Genomic DNA, 14,271 nt, shown 5'->3' on the forward strand with positions numbered 1-14,271 from the left:
TAAAAAGTTCGCATTTCTCGTTTTTTTATCCCGTTATTCAACTCGAAAAAATAGCGAGGGCCATTAAATCAAGCGTTTCGTCTACTTGCAGTTTCTAAAGTAGCTGAGTCTTATACGTAATCAGGTACCGCTTTGACCGTGAGCCGCGCCCGAAGGGGCAGGGGAGCGCAGAACCCTTATTGTCTTCCCCCAATGGGGCATTGGTGCATTTCGGGGTTAGTAATAGCGAAGTGCATATGACCACGCGGCTAGATGGCGCGGCAACGCGCTTTCTGCCGTTCAACCGTGGCGACAACGGCGCGGCGGGTAATCCGCCGTATTCACCCTCTCCCCAACCCCTCTCCCATCAAGGGAGAGGGGCTTTTTTCCCAGTCACTTCGGGTGAGCGTGAGGCTCTTTCTCCCCTCGCCCCTGGCGGGAGAGGGGCTGGGGGTGAGGGGGGGAGTCTTATGGCCACCGCACCGCTTATCTGTGGGAAGAAATCTGGGCGCGGGATAGCTGGCTGGAGATACTAGGTCGTTATCTAGTCACGCAGAAGGACGAAAAAAAACAGATTAAGAAAATCATTTTCCCGCGTTTCCATCAGTTGGATGCAACGCGCAAGCTGCTGGCGGCGGTGCTGGGCGAAGGGCAGGGCGGTAAATACCTGATCCAGCACTCGGCGGGTTCAGGCAAAACCAATTCGATTGCATGGTCGGCGCACTTCTTGGCTGATTTACACACTGCCAGCCATGAAAAGTTGTTTGATACGGTGCTGGTGGTTTCTGATCGCACTGTGTTGGACGACCAGTTACAAGAAGCGATTTTTGATTTTGAGCGCACCGCCGGCGTGGTCGCCACCATCAAAGGCGAAGGAGCCAGCAAAAGTGGGGAATTGGCGGCGGCTTTGTCCGGCGGCAAGAAAATTGTGGTTTGCACCATCCAGACTTTCCCTTTCGCGCTCAAAGCCGTGCAGGAACTGGCCGCGACACAAGGCAAACGCTTTGCCGTGATTGCCGATGAAGCGCACTCGTCGCAAACGGGCGAGGTGGCGGCTAAGCTGAAAGCCGTGTTATCGGCGGAAGAATTGCAGGAACTGGCGGACGGCGGCGAAGTCAGCACCGAAGACCTGCTGGCCGCGCAAATGGAAAATAGGGCGGCGGAATGCGGTATTACCTATGTCGCTTTTACGGCCACGCCCAAGGCTAAAACGCTGGAGTTGTTTGGTCGTCGTCCAAACCCGAATTTACCCGCCAGTGCTGACAATCTGCCTGAGCCGTTTCATGTCTATTCGATGCGCCAAGCGATTGAAGAAGGCTTCATTCTCGATGTGTTGCTTAATTACACCCTACAAGTTGGCGTTCAAACTCGCCCACAATGGCAAAGAATTGGATGATAAAGAGGTCGAGCGCAACGAAGCCCTCAAAGGCATTATGCGCTGGGTCAGGCTGCATCCTTATAATATCAGCCAAAAAGTGCAGGTGGTGGTTGAGCATTTTCGTGAGAATGTTTCTCCTCTGTTGAATGGACGCGGCAAGGCTATGGTCGTGGTCGGTAGTCGGATTGAAGCCGTGCGCTGGCGACTGGCGATTGATAAATATACCAAGGAACAAAATTACAAAATTGGCACTCTGGTTGCGTTTTCCGGTGAGGTCAACGATAGTCAGTCCGGCGCTGATCCGTTCAGCGAAACCAGTAAAACCATGAATCCAAACCTGAAAGGGCAGGGTATCTGCGAAGCATTCGATACAGACGACTATCAAATCCTGCTCGTCGCCAACAAGTTTCAAACGGGCTTCGATCAACCTTTGTTGTGCGGATTGTATGTGGATAAGCGGCTGGCGGGCATTACGGCGGTGCAAACACTGTCTCGCCTCAATCGTTCCCATCCGGGCAAAGACACCACATATGTTGTGGATTTCATCAATGATCCCGATGAAATCCTGACCGCCTTCAAGGCTTATTACGAAACTGCCGAACTGGCGAATGTCACCGACCCGCACCTGGTCTATGACCTGCGTATGAAGCTGGATGCGGCAGGTTTTTATGATGAGTTTGAAGTCAATCGTGTGGTTGAGGTCGAGTTTAACCCGAAGGCCAAGCAAAGCGATCTGGCCGGAGCATTAGAACCAATTGTCTCGCGGATTTTGAACCACTACAAGGCTGCACAGGAAAAGCTGAAAGCGGCAAATGCCAAAGAAGATAGCAAGACATCCGAAGATGCAAAGAACGAAATGAGCGCGCTTATCCTGTTCAAGCATGATATGGGCGCATTCCAGCGCATGTATGCGTTCCTGTCCCAGATATTCGACTATGGCAACACCGCCATTGAAAAGCGCTTTATCTTCTATAAACGTCTCATTCCTTTGTTGGAGTTCGGGCGGGAGCGGGAAGGACTTGACCTCTCTAAAGTTATGTTAACTCACCATAACCTGAAAGCTGAGGGAAAGCGTACATTAGCACTGGCCGATGGTGAATACCCAAAATTGACACCAATGGAAGGGGCTGGTAGCGGGCAAGTGCAGGAAAAAGAAAAAGCTTATCTGGCGGAAATTATTGCTAAGGTGAACGATTTGTTTGAAGGCAAATTGTCCGATGACGACCAGCTTATTTATGTCAATAATGTCATCAAGGGTAAGTTGCTGGAATCGAAAACACTGGTTCAGCAAGCCGCCAACAATACCAAACAACAATTCGCCAATTCGCCCGATCTATCCAACGAGTTGATGAATGCCATCATGGATGCCTTGGCCGCCCATAGCACCATGAGCAAACAGGCTTTGGAGTCAGAGAAAGTGCGGAGTGGACTGAGGGATATTCTGCTTGGCCCTGCTCAACTTTATGAGGCGCTAAGGGAACGGTCTGAAGGGTTGGGGATTCGGTAGATGACCATACAACATAATCCCCAACAACAAAGGACGTATCCTTGAATGGTCGTTATCGCGGCCTATATGGCAACGTGGCGCATTGCCGGATCATTGCAAAAGGACGCTAGTCGATAACGAAATAGCTGGAAATGGCAGAGGAGTTCAGCCGAAGAATTCTCAAGAGGGCGCGTCGCGCACGACATCATCGCCTGTATTTCCTGGGCGTTGATTAACTCGCCGCGGCGACTCGATGAGGCTGCCGCAGATGAGGAAACCGTCCAGTCTTTGCATAGCATAAGCTTAGACGATTCTATTATTTAACATAATAGCCATTATGCGAAGCCTTGGACGGGGATTTTATCTTGAGGTCGTAATAGAGTTTCTGAAAAAAACGTCGCTAAGGAAATTGGCGAGCTAAATCCGGCTGTATTATGAAAATAATCTCTGCAAAGCAGTCATTTGAAATTTCATAATATTGGCTATTTTTACCCATCCCCTCGGAAAGGTAAAAAGTTTAATATTTCTAACGAGGAGTGACTTATGAACACATTGTTTTAGTTACGTTTTTAACATCGCATCAGTTATAAGTTGTAAGAAATCTCAGTTTGTCCTGATATAAAATATTGTTGTTATGCAATAACTTGTCAGTAATGCAATGAAATTGCACTATGATTTTTGCAATAGTTTTTGCACTGAAATATATAACTATCAGCCTGATAAACATACAAAAAATAATGCAGTGCAAAAAGTTTACTTTTTGCACTTATCTGAATCGGCATCAGACGCCATTAAATATTAGTCGTTGCTTATTTTTACCTTTCCGAGGGAATGGGCAAAAATAGCCATAATGGTCGTTGCCTCCAGATGATGGTCGAGGGTTGGGTTGCAGCCAGCCTACCATCCAGTCAGCTATCTTTCCAAGTATATTCAGTGACTTTGGCTTAATGTTGTACAAAAGAATTGTCTTAAGTAAGTGCCATTCGCCTATACTTCATTCATGATCGGGCCACCAAAGTCTATCTCGGCATTTCGTGCGATCATAAAGTCGGGCGGTGTCAGGGCACTTCGTCTCCCATCACAAATCCCAATTTGAACGCTTTCGCGGAGCGCTGCAAGCTAACAGCCACAGATCGGCACACTGGCGACTTCATAGTGGGCCGTCGTTCCGTGGGATGTCGCTCTGCCCCAACCGCTTAGCAATAAATGCTTTGATGCGGCCAGTAAGCCGCTCGATACTGCTCCTGGTACATTCGCATGATTCACCACAATCCATTTTGGTGGCCTCTGTCTCCACTTCCTCCCAGTTAATCTCTTTTTGCGTGCGTTCTTTCATAAAAAGGTACCTACATAAATGATGGCGTAAGTTGCCAGTAATGTTAATGTTATCCTGCCTGAGCGCTGACTTTGACCCAAATGGGAATGCCCCTGCGAATCAAATCCAATATAGGTTGCCAAAGCGAGCACCCCCATTGCAGATCTTAGGTATTGGTCATTAGCAGGAAGAAAAAATAACAGCAGTGCAAGCAGCGGAATAGCCAGTATCAAGCCTTTATAAACCAACCTATGCACAGGAATAAAGTGTTCGATGAGTTGCATACAAAGCGCGAAGTACCATACCAGTAAAATCCCTATCCACCACCAGTGAAACGCGAAGATTAAGATAGGAATACCGCATACAAAGGTGCAGAACATTCCATGGCTAACGCCCATTTTGAAGCGCTCCCAGTAGCCATATTCAAGCATTTTCATGGTCTTCGTCGGTGCCTCAAGTCCGCCCTTTATAAAATCATCGAGATATTTGAAATAAACAGGACCGAAACGACCCTCCCATCCATGTTCGGAAAGGACTTTGCGCTTGATGCCTGCTGCCGCCAACTGAGGAAGAATGAGCCGTTTGTGGTTGACTAACTCTTGAACTTCGTAAAGCTTAAGATGCGATAAGACTTTCTCTGTTGGGAATATGCCCTCTGCCGCTGCGCACCATACGTTGGTGCCGTTAGTATTTACGACTAATAGATAGCAATTGATGCCTTTATCGATCAAGTATTTTTTCAGATGCCTTACGGTATAGTCGAAGTTGCAGGTGACTAGCACAGGCGATTCTGGCGTGGGAGTCCCCATAGCAAAGATGCCAGTTTCGCAAGGGAAACGTAGGAACCGGAACAGGGTTTGGACGACATCCGCAGATAAGTCTTTCACCGTTTGGCCTCGAACAGGTTAAGCATCCCAAAAAAGGAGGCCTGCAATCGGGTCACTTGAAATCCGACCGCTTTGAGTTCGTCCATAATGTCCGTTGAGAGCGCCTGGGTCGTATTTTGCGTCACCACCCATGTGATGAAAGCCATAGGAATTCTCACTAGGTAATAGGAGAGTCTGAAAAAGGCATTGGAAGGAATAACTTCATCGCCAAGGTACATCCTCCCAGTGGGTTTGAGCAAGCGCATCACTTGTCTCAATGCAAAACGCCGCTCAGCCGCCTTTAATTCGCTAAACACTAATGTGCTGACGATAACATCGAACGATCCCTCATCGAAACGCTCGTCCAGTTGGGTGATATCGAGATGCAGATAAAGGCCCCCGGGAACGTTCTGTCGTGCGACATTGAGCATACCCTTATTACTGTCTATACCAACCACTGTGGCGCCGTTCTCCAAAAGCATGTGTGCGAGGGTTCCGGTGCCACACCCAAGATCCAGGACCCGATCTCCCGCATCAACGAAGGTTGCGATTGACTTCTTGAGCTTGGTTAAGAAGCCTAGCGTGAGTAGGTTCATCGCAAAATCGTAGCGGTGAGGTCGTGATTCTAGTATCTTCATGTAGACAAATGACACGATGACCTCCACTCCGCGCAACAGTTGAGTTTGTTGTGACCGGAGCAACCAAGCATTGACAAGCGTACACATGCCGTCGGGAGATGCTTTCCCGTGCTTGTAAGAGCATCACCCGAGCTAGGCTTGGATTTTACAGCGCATCCCATACTCCGTCCTCGGCGCACAGCGCTATGCAAGCGCTCTCGATCACCTAATCATAAAGGTATGGTGATCCACTGTCGTTGTCACAAGGATCTCACCGTCGCCAACGGACTCCCACTTTGCAGTGGCCGCGCCGTCCTGCAGGATCTTGCGATCCTGCCCTCCTAGATTGTTCACCTTGAATGTTGTTTCTCCCCCTGCCTTCTGAGCATCGCCGGGCGAAATTGCCAGCATCAAAGCGCCGAGCCCTTCATCGTAATAGGCTTGGTTAACGCTTACCGTGGGATAGTCGATACCAAAGACCGTAGGTTGGTGGAACTTCTTTAGGTTAGGCTCGTTGTACAGGCGATGCCAACTGCCTTGGCCACCAGCCACGGTCATCAGGAGCCAGTTATTGGGCCAACCCCGCGGCCAGGGTTCATCGAGGCCAAACTGATAGTAGAACTCGCCGTCCTTAGCCGTTGGTTGATAACGGGCACTCGCCCAGTGCATCAGCTGGGCGTAGGTATCGAGATCACCGAACTCCCAGGCACAGGCAACCGCGGCACCGAATCCGACCAGATCCTCCCCACCACCCAGCTCGGGCGGGAAGTTAATGCGCGCAGATCCATCGGGTTCTGTAACCATGAATTTTTTCTTGGCCCCGAGATATAGCCGCATGGCAAAATTCTGGTCGTCGGGCAAATACTGGTAAGCACAGCAAAACCAGTTACCCGGGATCTGATGCTTAGGCCCGTTCATGTTATAGGGTATGTCACGATCATAGTAGATCGAGGCCCACTCGTATGGCCCGTTGGATTCCTGGGCGCCACCGACTAGGTTCTGCTTGCACCAGTCCAGCCAGCGATAATAGCCGGTTTGGTAATTGGTGTTATGGATCTTGTCCGTCATCTTCATACCAAGGCCACCCACGCTGACGCACCACGGAAAGACCTTCCCCACTTCACAATCTATCCCCGGCGTGAGATCCGTTCCGCCCTCGTCCACTGGCGCCGTAAATTGGTCGTATAGAACCTTTACTATCTGCTCGCGCGAATACTTGAACTTTATTTTGTCGTCGTACACCAGATCAATAGGTTCATCCCACTTCGCACTGCCAGAGACAGATTCATAGAGGCCGATCATGTTGATCAGGTATCCCTTGCCCATCATGTAGGAGCCACCGTTACCGTAAATCGGATCCGGGTTGTACTTTCGGCCTACGGGGGGTGAGTGCGGCTGGGTATAGGGAGAGGTTTTCCTCACCTCTTTTGGGGGCACCTTGGTTGCAAGACCGTTTCCGTAGTAGCCGGGCCCGTTATATACCCCCGCCCACCCGGGCGGTATGTTCTTGTCGTAGTAATCCCAAGGGTACTGGGCACGATTGGGATCCAGGCCCTTTTGCTCGACGAAATCGAACCACGCCGCGTACTGGGTCATCCGGTTGAGCAGCAGATCGATGATCTCCGTGCAGCCCTCTCGCCAGGCAGGTATCTCCTGGGCGATCTTTGCGACAACCCGCGTCGACCATTCCAAGTCATAGCGAGGATACATGTACCAGGGGAAAATGCTCCATCTATCCCACGCATCCGAGATCTCGCCACCCTTGGTCCAATCATCCTTGACATGGGACTTTCTCCACAAAAATTTTAGTACCCCGCGTGCCTCATTAGAGAGCGACGGGTAGCCAGGAATCAGTTGCATTGTATTCATGTTCTTCACCTCAATTTATTTAGGTTGATTTAGGTTGTTTAACCAACCGTAGATAGGGCTTTAATGTTTTCCAACCCGCCGGGAACATTTCTTTAGCGTCGGCATCGGATACCGACGGCACGATAATGACATCATCCCCCTCTTTCCAATTAACGGGAGTGGCGACTTTGTGCTTAAGGGTTAACTGCATGGAATCCAGAACCCGTAAGATTTCATCAAAATTACGGCCTGTGGTCATGGGATAGGTAAGCATGAGCTTAATTTTTTTGTCAGGACCAATAATAAAAACAGAGCGCACGGTCGCATTGGTCGCGGCAGTCCTGCCTTCGGACGTGCCCAGTTCATCGGCGGGCAACATGTTATAAAGTTTTGCCACTGCCAATTCACTGTCGCCGATCATCGGATAGTTGACGGCATGGCCTTGGGTTTCTTCGATATCTTTTGCCCAGCTTACATGATTTTCTACGGGGTCTACGCTTAAGCCTATGATTTTACAATTTCGTTTTGCAAACTCAGGCTCCAGTTTTGCCATATATCCTAATTCTGTTGTGCATACGGGCGTAAAGTCTTTTGGGTGGGAAAACAGTATTGCCCAACTATTACCTTGCCACTCATGAAAATTAATCGTACCTTGCGTTGTTTTGGCAACAAAATTTGGTGCTTCATCGTTGATTCGTAATGACATACTATTTCCTCATTGAGTTGTTAAATGTAGATTTCGAAAAATTTTAAGGAAAGGACTGCTAAATAATTATAAGAACTCTTTAACGATATCCGAATTCAACGCACTCATTACCTGGAGGTAAAATGACCAGAGAGGCAGCAAAGCGCACTCTCCTCGTCAGTTTTTCAAACACCATAGGCAAATGCTCCTCCGCATAGTGCATGACATTGTTCAAAACTGTCGATTACGGCAGAAGTTGGTTACATCACAATTAATTTGGCTGTTTTCATCGTTTTTTCGTATGGTTTTTTAAAGTATTGGCTATAATATATAGACAAATTAGCATTTGTATAATACCTATTTTCTATTGAAGAATAGGTTTTATCTATACTTAAGGTAGGACTTAGAGCTTATCCATAAATAATATTCCCCTGACCTTTCCGTTTTATTTTCCGTAACACGATGGCCGAAGCGGCCAGCATAAGCCAGCCGAGATGGCTCCGATCCATTTTTTCATGGCGCACCAAGAGTTTCCTGGACCGGTCAAACCAGGAGTGGCAAACCTCAACCACCCAGCGCCTTGCCTTAAAACCGGGGTCCTTGTCCATTCCTGCAAGCTCTTCGCCGCGCGGCTTGGCGTGCGGGACATCGCCCCTTTCCTCGGCCTCGCGCCTAGCCGGTCTGCCCACATGACCGGCATCCGGGCAGGGGCCCTGCCGGGGCGAACCTTCGCCGGGACGCCCGACAGCAATGCCGTCCAGGGTGGTGGCGAGCGGCTTGGCATCATGGGTGTTTGCGCCGCCGGGCACCATCGACAAGGGCACGCCCCGTCCGTCAACCAACAGGCCCCTGTTGCTGCCTTTTTCCCCCGGCCGGTGGGGTCCCCGCCCACCGGCTCCAACGCCATCGGTGCCTTGGCCATCGCGCCGCCCAGGCCTTGCCATTCCCGGGCCAGCCCCCCAGTTCGCGGTATTCCAGCAGGCCGGCTCGCCATGGCCCCTCGAACAGCCCCGCCGCCCGCCATTCCAGGAAACACTGGTGGACTGCGCTGGCGCCGCCAACGCCGCCCTTGGGGAGCGCTTCCCATGGGCAGCCCGCCCGCAACACGCACAGGATGCCTTCAAACACTTTCCGTGGGCCTTGGGGTGTCCTGCAGCCACTGGCGATTGCCATTGTGTCTGGATTGATAGTGCAAATACCGTTGGTGCTTATTATGCTGCCCACTTTTTTAGTTATTAGTGGAAGTATATAAGGCGCCATATTTGAAACAATAAGTATTAACGCAGCAAAAAAGCTACGGCGACAAAAAGCGCTATCAACGCTGCAACAAGCACCGATCCAGCGGCAATGTCCTTAGCTGCGCCAATTTCGGGATGCTCTTCCGGGTGCAGGTGGTCAGTAAGCGTTTCTAACGCCGCATTAAACAACTCTGCCATGAAAACCATGCCTATTGTCAGTGCCCCTAAAGCCCACCATAACGCGGGTGGGTGCGTGACCAAAAGAACAACTAGCACGCAGGCGGCAGCTAGGGCTTGGAAGCGGATGCTTCGTTCACAGCGGAAAGCGAGATAAATACCCTGTAGGGCGAACAAGAACCGTCTACTAAATGATTGCCCTTTCATTGCTGTCTAACACTACCAAGACGAATGCTTTGGGCTACTGCACCGCCACCAAGTGCCCAAGCTGCACCGGCCGCCCATCCAGCCAGAACATCACTTGGCCAATGAACGCCCAGATACACCCTACTTAAGCCGACCAATCCGGTGAGGATGACCGCGATAGCCATAACATAAAGCTTTAATGCAATGCTAGGAACCAGACGGGCGATCAAAGCTCCCAGTGTCAAATAAACCACGGCGGATAGCATGGCGTGACCACTGGGAAAACTCGCTGAGTAAACATACATCCCATCGGGTATAAGGTTTGGACGAGATCGTCCGAACACTTCTTTCAAGATCGTGACTACGTATGTGCCACCGACAGTCGAAATCAGCATGAACAGCGCGAAAAAACGCTGGCCTATCAAGATGAGAAAAAACGTTGCTATCAGTACAAAAAGCCCCAAAACGGCAGGGCTACCCAGTGCGGTAATATCCCGCGCAAAGTCTTCTAGCCATACTGGCCCCACTGGATCACTTGGATCTGCAGTTACGCGAAGCCACATCAGGATCAATAAATCAATTTTTCCAGTATCACCTTCAATAACCTCCCCAGCGACCTTGATAAATACCAACAGGGCGGATGTGGCTGCGACGATCATTGCCAAAACGCTGAATACCAGCCAGTTTCTGAGAATTAACATCAGCATCTTGTCAAACGGCATAGAAATCTAGGCAAGAAAAAGTGCCCAACTTGGCCAATACTAATGTAAACCCCATTAGCTTACTTGATTGGTAAAAACGAAAGCTGAAAGTGAGAAATTTTGAATAGAATTTACACATAATTGAATTTTAGAAAAAATTCCTATTATCGGATATTCAACAACAATTCTTGATTGATAGATGATAATAGGTAAGCGCTACCTGAACTGTTTTTGCCTGCTGGCTGCTGGACACCAACAGTTTCAGTTTGAGACTATCACTTTGGATTGTCAAAAACAACCAGTAAAGTTAGGAAGCTTTACTACCCTCACCAAAGGCCGCTGTGGGTCGCTATGGATAGCTATCCATAGCGACCCCTATGTATAGACCCTAACTATGTAAAGCTGCGTTTTATTTCGCCCAATACCCCACGCACTACCAGTAAAGTCTGGCAGTGCGCTTTACATAGTTATAAGTCTTGAAGGAACTGCATCAAGGCGTCATCGGTAGGATGATAGCGGCATATTGTCATTTCGGGCTCTTGAAGTCTCGCTAATGCCTTTTCCTTCATTGCCAAATCTGCCTCGACATATCGATGTGTAGTGATCGTGCTTTCGTGCCCTAGCCATAAAGCAATCACGCTAAATGCGACACCTGACTGTAGCAGATGCATGGCTGTCGTATGCCTTATAATATGCGGCGAGATTTTTCGTTTGGAGAGGCTGCTATACACCTGAGCTGCACGAGCTACTGCAATGTTTAGGCGTTGCGTGACATTGCAACGTGTCATCGGATTACCGTCCCGGTTAGGCAATAACGCGGCACCTGTACCCAGCGTTGGGTTGTGCCGCAACCAGATGCCGATTTCCTGGATTGTGCTCTTCCATAAAGGTGTCGACCGCTGTTTGCGGCCCTTGCCCCGTAAATGCACGCAGGCGGATTCACCCAACACAACATCGCTCACCTTGACGCCAATGATTTCTGAGACACGGGCACCCGTATTATAAAGCATGGCAAACAATAGGTGGTCACGTTGCGAAGTCCAGGTGTCACCGGGTTGGCCAATCACGGCCAACATTTCCTCACGGGTCATAAAGCCCAGCATAGGGCGCTCGAAGCGTTTCATGGGCACACCCAATGCCTGCTCGATTACAAAGAAAGACGATACGTCACGCCGTGCGGCAAATTTCAAAAACGCACGTAAGGCCGTCAGTCTCAGGTTGCGGCTGCGCACCGAATTTTGCCTTTGTTGTTCCAAATGATCCAGGAATGCCAGGATCAACTCCGGGGCGATGTCGCTTAAGTTCAACGCTGTCGGCATTTTACCAAGGCGATGACGTGCAAAATCCAGGAACAACAGCATGGCGTCCCGGTACGAGGCAATCGTGCGAGGGCTTAAAGCACGTTGGGCCACCAGATACTCGGTAAAAAATTGCTGAACCAGCGCAGCAAACGATACGGGCCGGGGTGCTGTTATTTCAGTCATGGTACACCTCCGGCATGTGTGCAAAGAATTCAAACCGTTCTGCCGCCACCGCCATGAGCTGAGGGATGCCAGTGAGGTACCAGTAAGTGTTAGTCACCATGGCATGCCCGACATACGTGGACAAGGCCAACATCTGCTGGTCGACATCCAGCCCTTGGGCCTGCCAAAGCAGCACGCGGCGGACGACAAAGGTGTGCCTTAAATCATGGATGCGTGGGGCATCGTGCGCACCGCGATTGATCCAACCTAATTGATTTCGTAAGCTAATGAATACGTTATGGACTTGCCCCAAACTAAGTGGCCGACCTAGCCGTCGGCCACGCGTACTGATAAAAAACGGCGTATCTTCTGTTACTGCAATGGACAAATTCCGTTTCGACCGATATTGTTTCAATATCTCTATAGTGCTCGGATGTATGGGCACATGGCGTGACTTGGCAAATTTGGTTTTACGTATGGTCAGCCTACCCGACTTCAAATCAACTTCAGTGTCTAGCAGGTGGACGGCTTCAGAAACACGGAGGCCTGTGGAAGCGATTAAGCCGAACAGCGTTTCGTAGGTGGCGCCACGTAATCCTGGAATAAATGAACCCAGATTACGTGCAGCGTCCAGCAAGTCGATGATCTCCCGCTCGCTATAGATATGCGGTGCCAACCGCTGGCCGACCCCACCAAAGATATTGTCGCCCGGTACCTCGGTACGGGGTTCAAATTGTTGTAGGTAACGGCAAAACGGGCGAAGATGTTTCAGTCGTCGTGCCCATGTCAATGGCTTACCGCTGTTGTTTTGGTCTTGCCGAGCCCAGTCCGCCATAACCTCGACTGTCAGTGGTTCTTGATTATTAAGCGCATCAAAGAAACGGGCGAAACTCATCACTGAATAGCCGGGGCTACGCAAACCAAAGCCTAATCGACGCCTCTCGTTCAGGTAATTTTCGGCGTGTGTTTGCATCAAAATGTGCGCATTCATGACACGCTCCCAGGCCAAGGCATGGCCACTTCAGCAAGATTCTTACTGTCGAGTTTGGCATAAACCAGGGTGGTATTGAGCGAGCGGTGCCTTAAGACATCGGCTACCTCTTTGAGGGAACTGCCACTCGCCAATAGTCGGTTGGCCATGGTGTGCCGCAAGAGATGTGAGCGGGTGTAGGGCAATCCTGCACGCGCATAAGCCTGGCGTATTGATTTACGGATGAGGTCAGGGCCGACAGGCTGGTCGCGTGGGGCGACGTTACGGACAAACACGGCACGATTACTCGTAGATGGCCGTTCATATTTCAAGTAATTGGCAATGGCCTGACCGGTTGCAGCAGGCAGAGGCATGACATCTTCACGCCGGCCTTTAGTCCGTCGCAGCGTGATAGTCGATGCCCCCCAGTCGATATCGTCAAGCCCAAGATGGGCCACCTCGCTGCTGCGTAGGCCAAGGTCCAGCGCGCAATGCACGATGGCTGCCGTTCTGCGTGCCGCTTTGCCGTCATAGTCAAGCGCGGCCAATAAGCGTTCGACTTCGTCGTTGTTCAATGTCTTCGGTAAAGTCGCTTGTTGCCAATTGGCCGGGAAACTGGTGACTCCAATCAGATGGTGTACGCAATCGCCCAGAGTAGCGCGATAACGAAAATAACCGCGTAATGCCGAGACAGGGGCGCTGATACTGGCGGGAACTTTGCAATACTTGCCCTGACAGACAACAAACTTGCGTATATCGTCCGGTTTGAACGCACTGACCACAACCGGTTGGTCGGCAAACTGCCCAACGAGCAGGCGGCGGATGATGGCACGGTAGTGTTTGCGCGTTTTGGGTGCGAGCCCTCGGACGTGATTCATATGGTCATCGAACCGGCGCAACTCTTCACCCACAGGGGTTAACCCTATTGATGGATCGGCGACGACGGCATTGGCACGCAACAAAACAAGAAGATGCCCAAGCGCCGCACTCAAGTCTTTACGGTCGTGGAATACGGGCTTTTCACAGTTACAGCGCGGCAGGTGGTCGTCAAGAAATTTTTTTATCAGCGCTTCATCGATGCTTTTGACATCGATATTGCACTGGCTAATCCAGCGCGCAAAGTGAGTCAGTCCGGCAAGGTAATTATCAACAGTGTTTGATGCATAGCGGCAATCCAATAAGTGCAGCATTAAAGCATCAACGTGGGGGGCTAATTGGCTTTCAAGAAGCCATGGCAATATGTGGCGGTTGGCAGGGTTCATTAGAACCTCCTGAGGTGAGTGAGTTTTCACTTCAGGACACCGGCAAAACTATGTCAAGTTAATAAGCTCGAAATTGGCTGGGGTATCAATAAAACAAGGC

15 protein-coding genes are annotated in these 14,271 nt (G+C 50.3%); 3 read left to right on the forward strand and 12 right to left on the reverse strand.

Annotated elements, in window-relative coordinates; translation table 11 throughout:
• The first annotated feature begins 236 nt into the window (after positions 1–236).
• From ACLQ6D_RS02215 to ACLQ6D_RS02225, 3 genes are read left to right on the forward strand one after another with little or no spacing between them, the layout of a single operon-like run.
• Entirely contained in the window at positions 237–515 is a 279-nt protein-coding gene (locus tag ACLQ6D_RS02215) for a hypothetical protein (protein ID WP_411725625.1), read from the forward strand.
• A 50-nt stretch (positions 516–565) separates the two neighbouring features.
• A complete protein-coding gene (locus ACLQ6D_RS02220) occupies positions 566–1,375 on the forward strand; it encodes a DEAD/DEAH box helicase family protein (RefSeq protein WP_411725640.1) in 810 nt (269 codons plus the stop codon).
• The gene (locus ACLQ6D_RS02225; protein ID WP_411725626.1) at positions 1,335–2,864 is read left to right on the forward strand and encodes a UvrB domain 3-containing protein; all 1,530 of its coding nucleotides are present in this window, start codon (positions 1,335–1,337) and stop codon (positions 2,862–2,864) included. The genes ACLQ6D_RS02220 and ACLQ6D_RS02225 overlap by 41 nt, the downstream gene beginning before the upstream one ends.
• A 1,129-nt stretch (positions 2,865–3,993) precedes the next feature.
• On the opposite strand, the gene ACLQ6D_RS02230 is transcribed toward ACLQ6D_RS02225, so the two are convergent.
• From ACLQ6D_RS02230 to ACLQ6D_RS02285, 12 genes are all read right to left on the reverse strand, one after another.
• Positions 3,994–4,179, reverse strand: a complete 186-nt coding sequence (locus ACLQ6D_RS02230) for a hypothetical protein (RefSeq protein ID WP_411725627.1) — start codon at positions 4,177–4,179, stop codon at positions 3,994–3,996.
• The gene (locus tag ACLQ6D_RS02235) at positions 4,176–5,045 is read right to left on the reverse strand and encodes a hypothetical protein (RefSeq protein WP_411725628.1); all 870 of its coding nucleotides are present in this window, start codon (positions 5,043–5,045) and stop codon (positions 4,176–4,178) included. Before ACLQ6D_RS02235 ends, ACLQ6D_RS02230 begins: the two co-directional genes overlap by 4 nt.
• Entirely contained in the window at positions 5,042–5,677 is a 636-nt protein-coding gene (gene cpaM, locus ACLQ6D_RS02240; protein WP_411725629.1) for a corrinoid protein-associated methyltransferase CpaM, read from the reverse strand. Before cpaM ends, ACLQ6D_RS02235 begins: the two co-directional genes overlap by 4 nt.
• A 186-nt stretch (positions 5,678–5,863) precedes the next feature.
• Positions 5,864–7,510 carry a hypothetical protein gene (locus ACLQ6D_RS02245; protein ID WP_411725630.1) on the reverse strand — a complete coding sequence of 549 codons (1,647 nt, stop codon included), beginning with the start codon at positions 7,508–7,510 and terminating at the stop codon, positions 5,864–5,866.
• A gap of 19 nt (positions 7,511–7,529) precedes the next feature.
• Positions 7,530–8,195 (reverse strand): peroxiredoxin, encoded by a 666-nt coding sequence (locus ACLQ6D_RS02250; RefSeq protein WP_411725631.1) that lies wholly within the window; start codon positions 8,193–8,195, stop codon positions 7,530–7,532.
• Positions 8,196–8,584: 389 nt separating this feature from the next.
• Entirely contained in the window at positions 8,585–9,118 is a 534-nt protein-coding gene (locus tag ACLQ6D_RS02255; RefSeq protein WP_411725632.1) for a transposase, read from the reverse strand.
• A complete protein-coding gene (locus tag ACLQ6D_RS02260) occupies positions 9,009–9,434 on the reverse strand; it encodes a transposase (RefSeq protein ID WP_411725633.1) in 426 nt (141 codons plus the stop codon). The genes ACLQ6D_RS02255 and ACLQ6D_RS02260 overlap by 110 nt, the downstream gene beginning before the upstream one ends.
• Positions 9,435–9,451: 17 nt before the next feature.
• Positions 9,452–9,796 (reverse strand): diacylglycerol kinase, encoded by a 345-nt coding sequence (locus ACLQ6D_RS02265; protein ID WP_411725635.1) that lies wholly within the window; start codon positions 9,794–9,796, stop codon positions 9,452–9,454.
• Positions 9,793–10,497 (reverse strand): phosphatase PAP2 family protein, encoded by a 705-nt coding sequence (locus ACLQ6D_RS02270; RefSeq protein WP_411725636.1) that lies wholly within the window; start codon positions 10,495–10,497, stop codon positions 9,793–9,795. The genes ACLQ6D_RS02265 and ACLQ6D_RS02270 overlap by 4 nt, the downstream gene beginning before the upstream one ends.
• Before the next feature lie 446 nt (positions 10,498–10,943).
• Positions 10,944–11,960, reverse strand: a complete 1,017-nt coding sequence (locus tag ACLQ6D_RS02275; RefSeq protein ID WP_411725637.1) for a tyrosine-type recombinase/integrase — start codon at positions 11,958–11,960, stop codon at positions 10,944–10,946.
• A complete protein-coding gene (locus tag ACLQ6D_RS02280; RefSeq protein WP_411725638.1) occupies positions 11,953–12,930 on the reverse strand; it encodes a tyrosine-type recombinase/integrase in 978 nt (325 codons plus the stop codon). Before ACLQ6D_RS02280 ends, ACLQ6D_RS02275 begins: the two co-directional genes overlap by 8 nt.
• Positions 12,927–14,171 (reverse strand): site-specific integrase, encoded by a 1,245-nt coding sequence (locus ACLQ6D_RS02285; RefSeq protein WP_411725639.1) that lies wholly within the window; start codon positions 14,169–14,171, stop codon positions 12,927–12,929. Before ACLQ6D_RS02285 ends, ACLQ6D_RS02280 begins: the two co-directional genes overlap by 4 nt.
• Positions 14,172–14,271: the final 100 nt, after the last annotated feature.

The sequence above is a fragment of the Methyloglobulus sp. genome (genome assembly GCF_046714055.1).
Lineage (GTDB): Bacteria > Pseudomonadota > Gammaproteobacteria > Methylococcales > Methylomonadaceae > Methyloglobulus.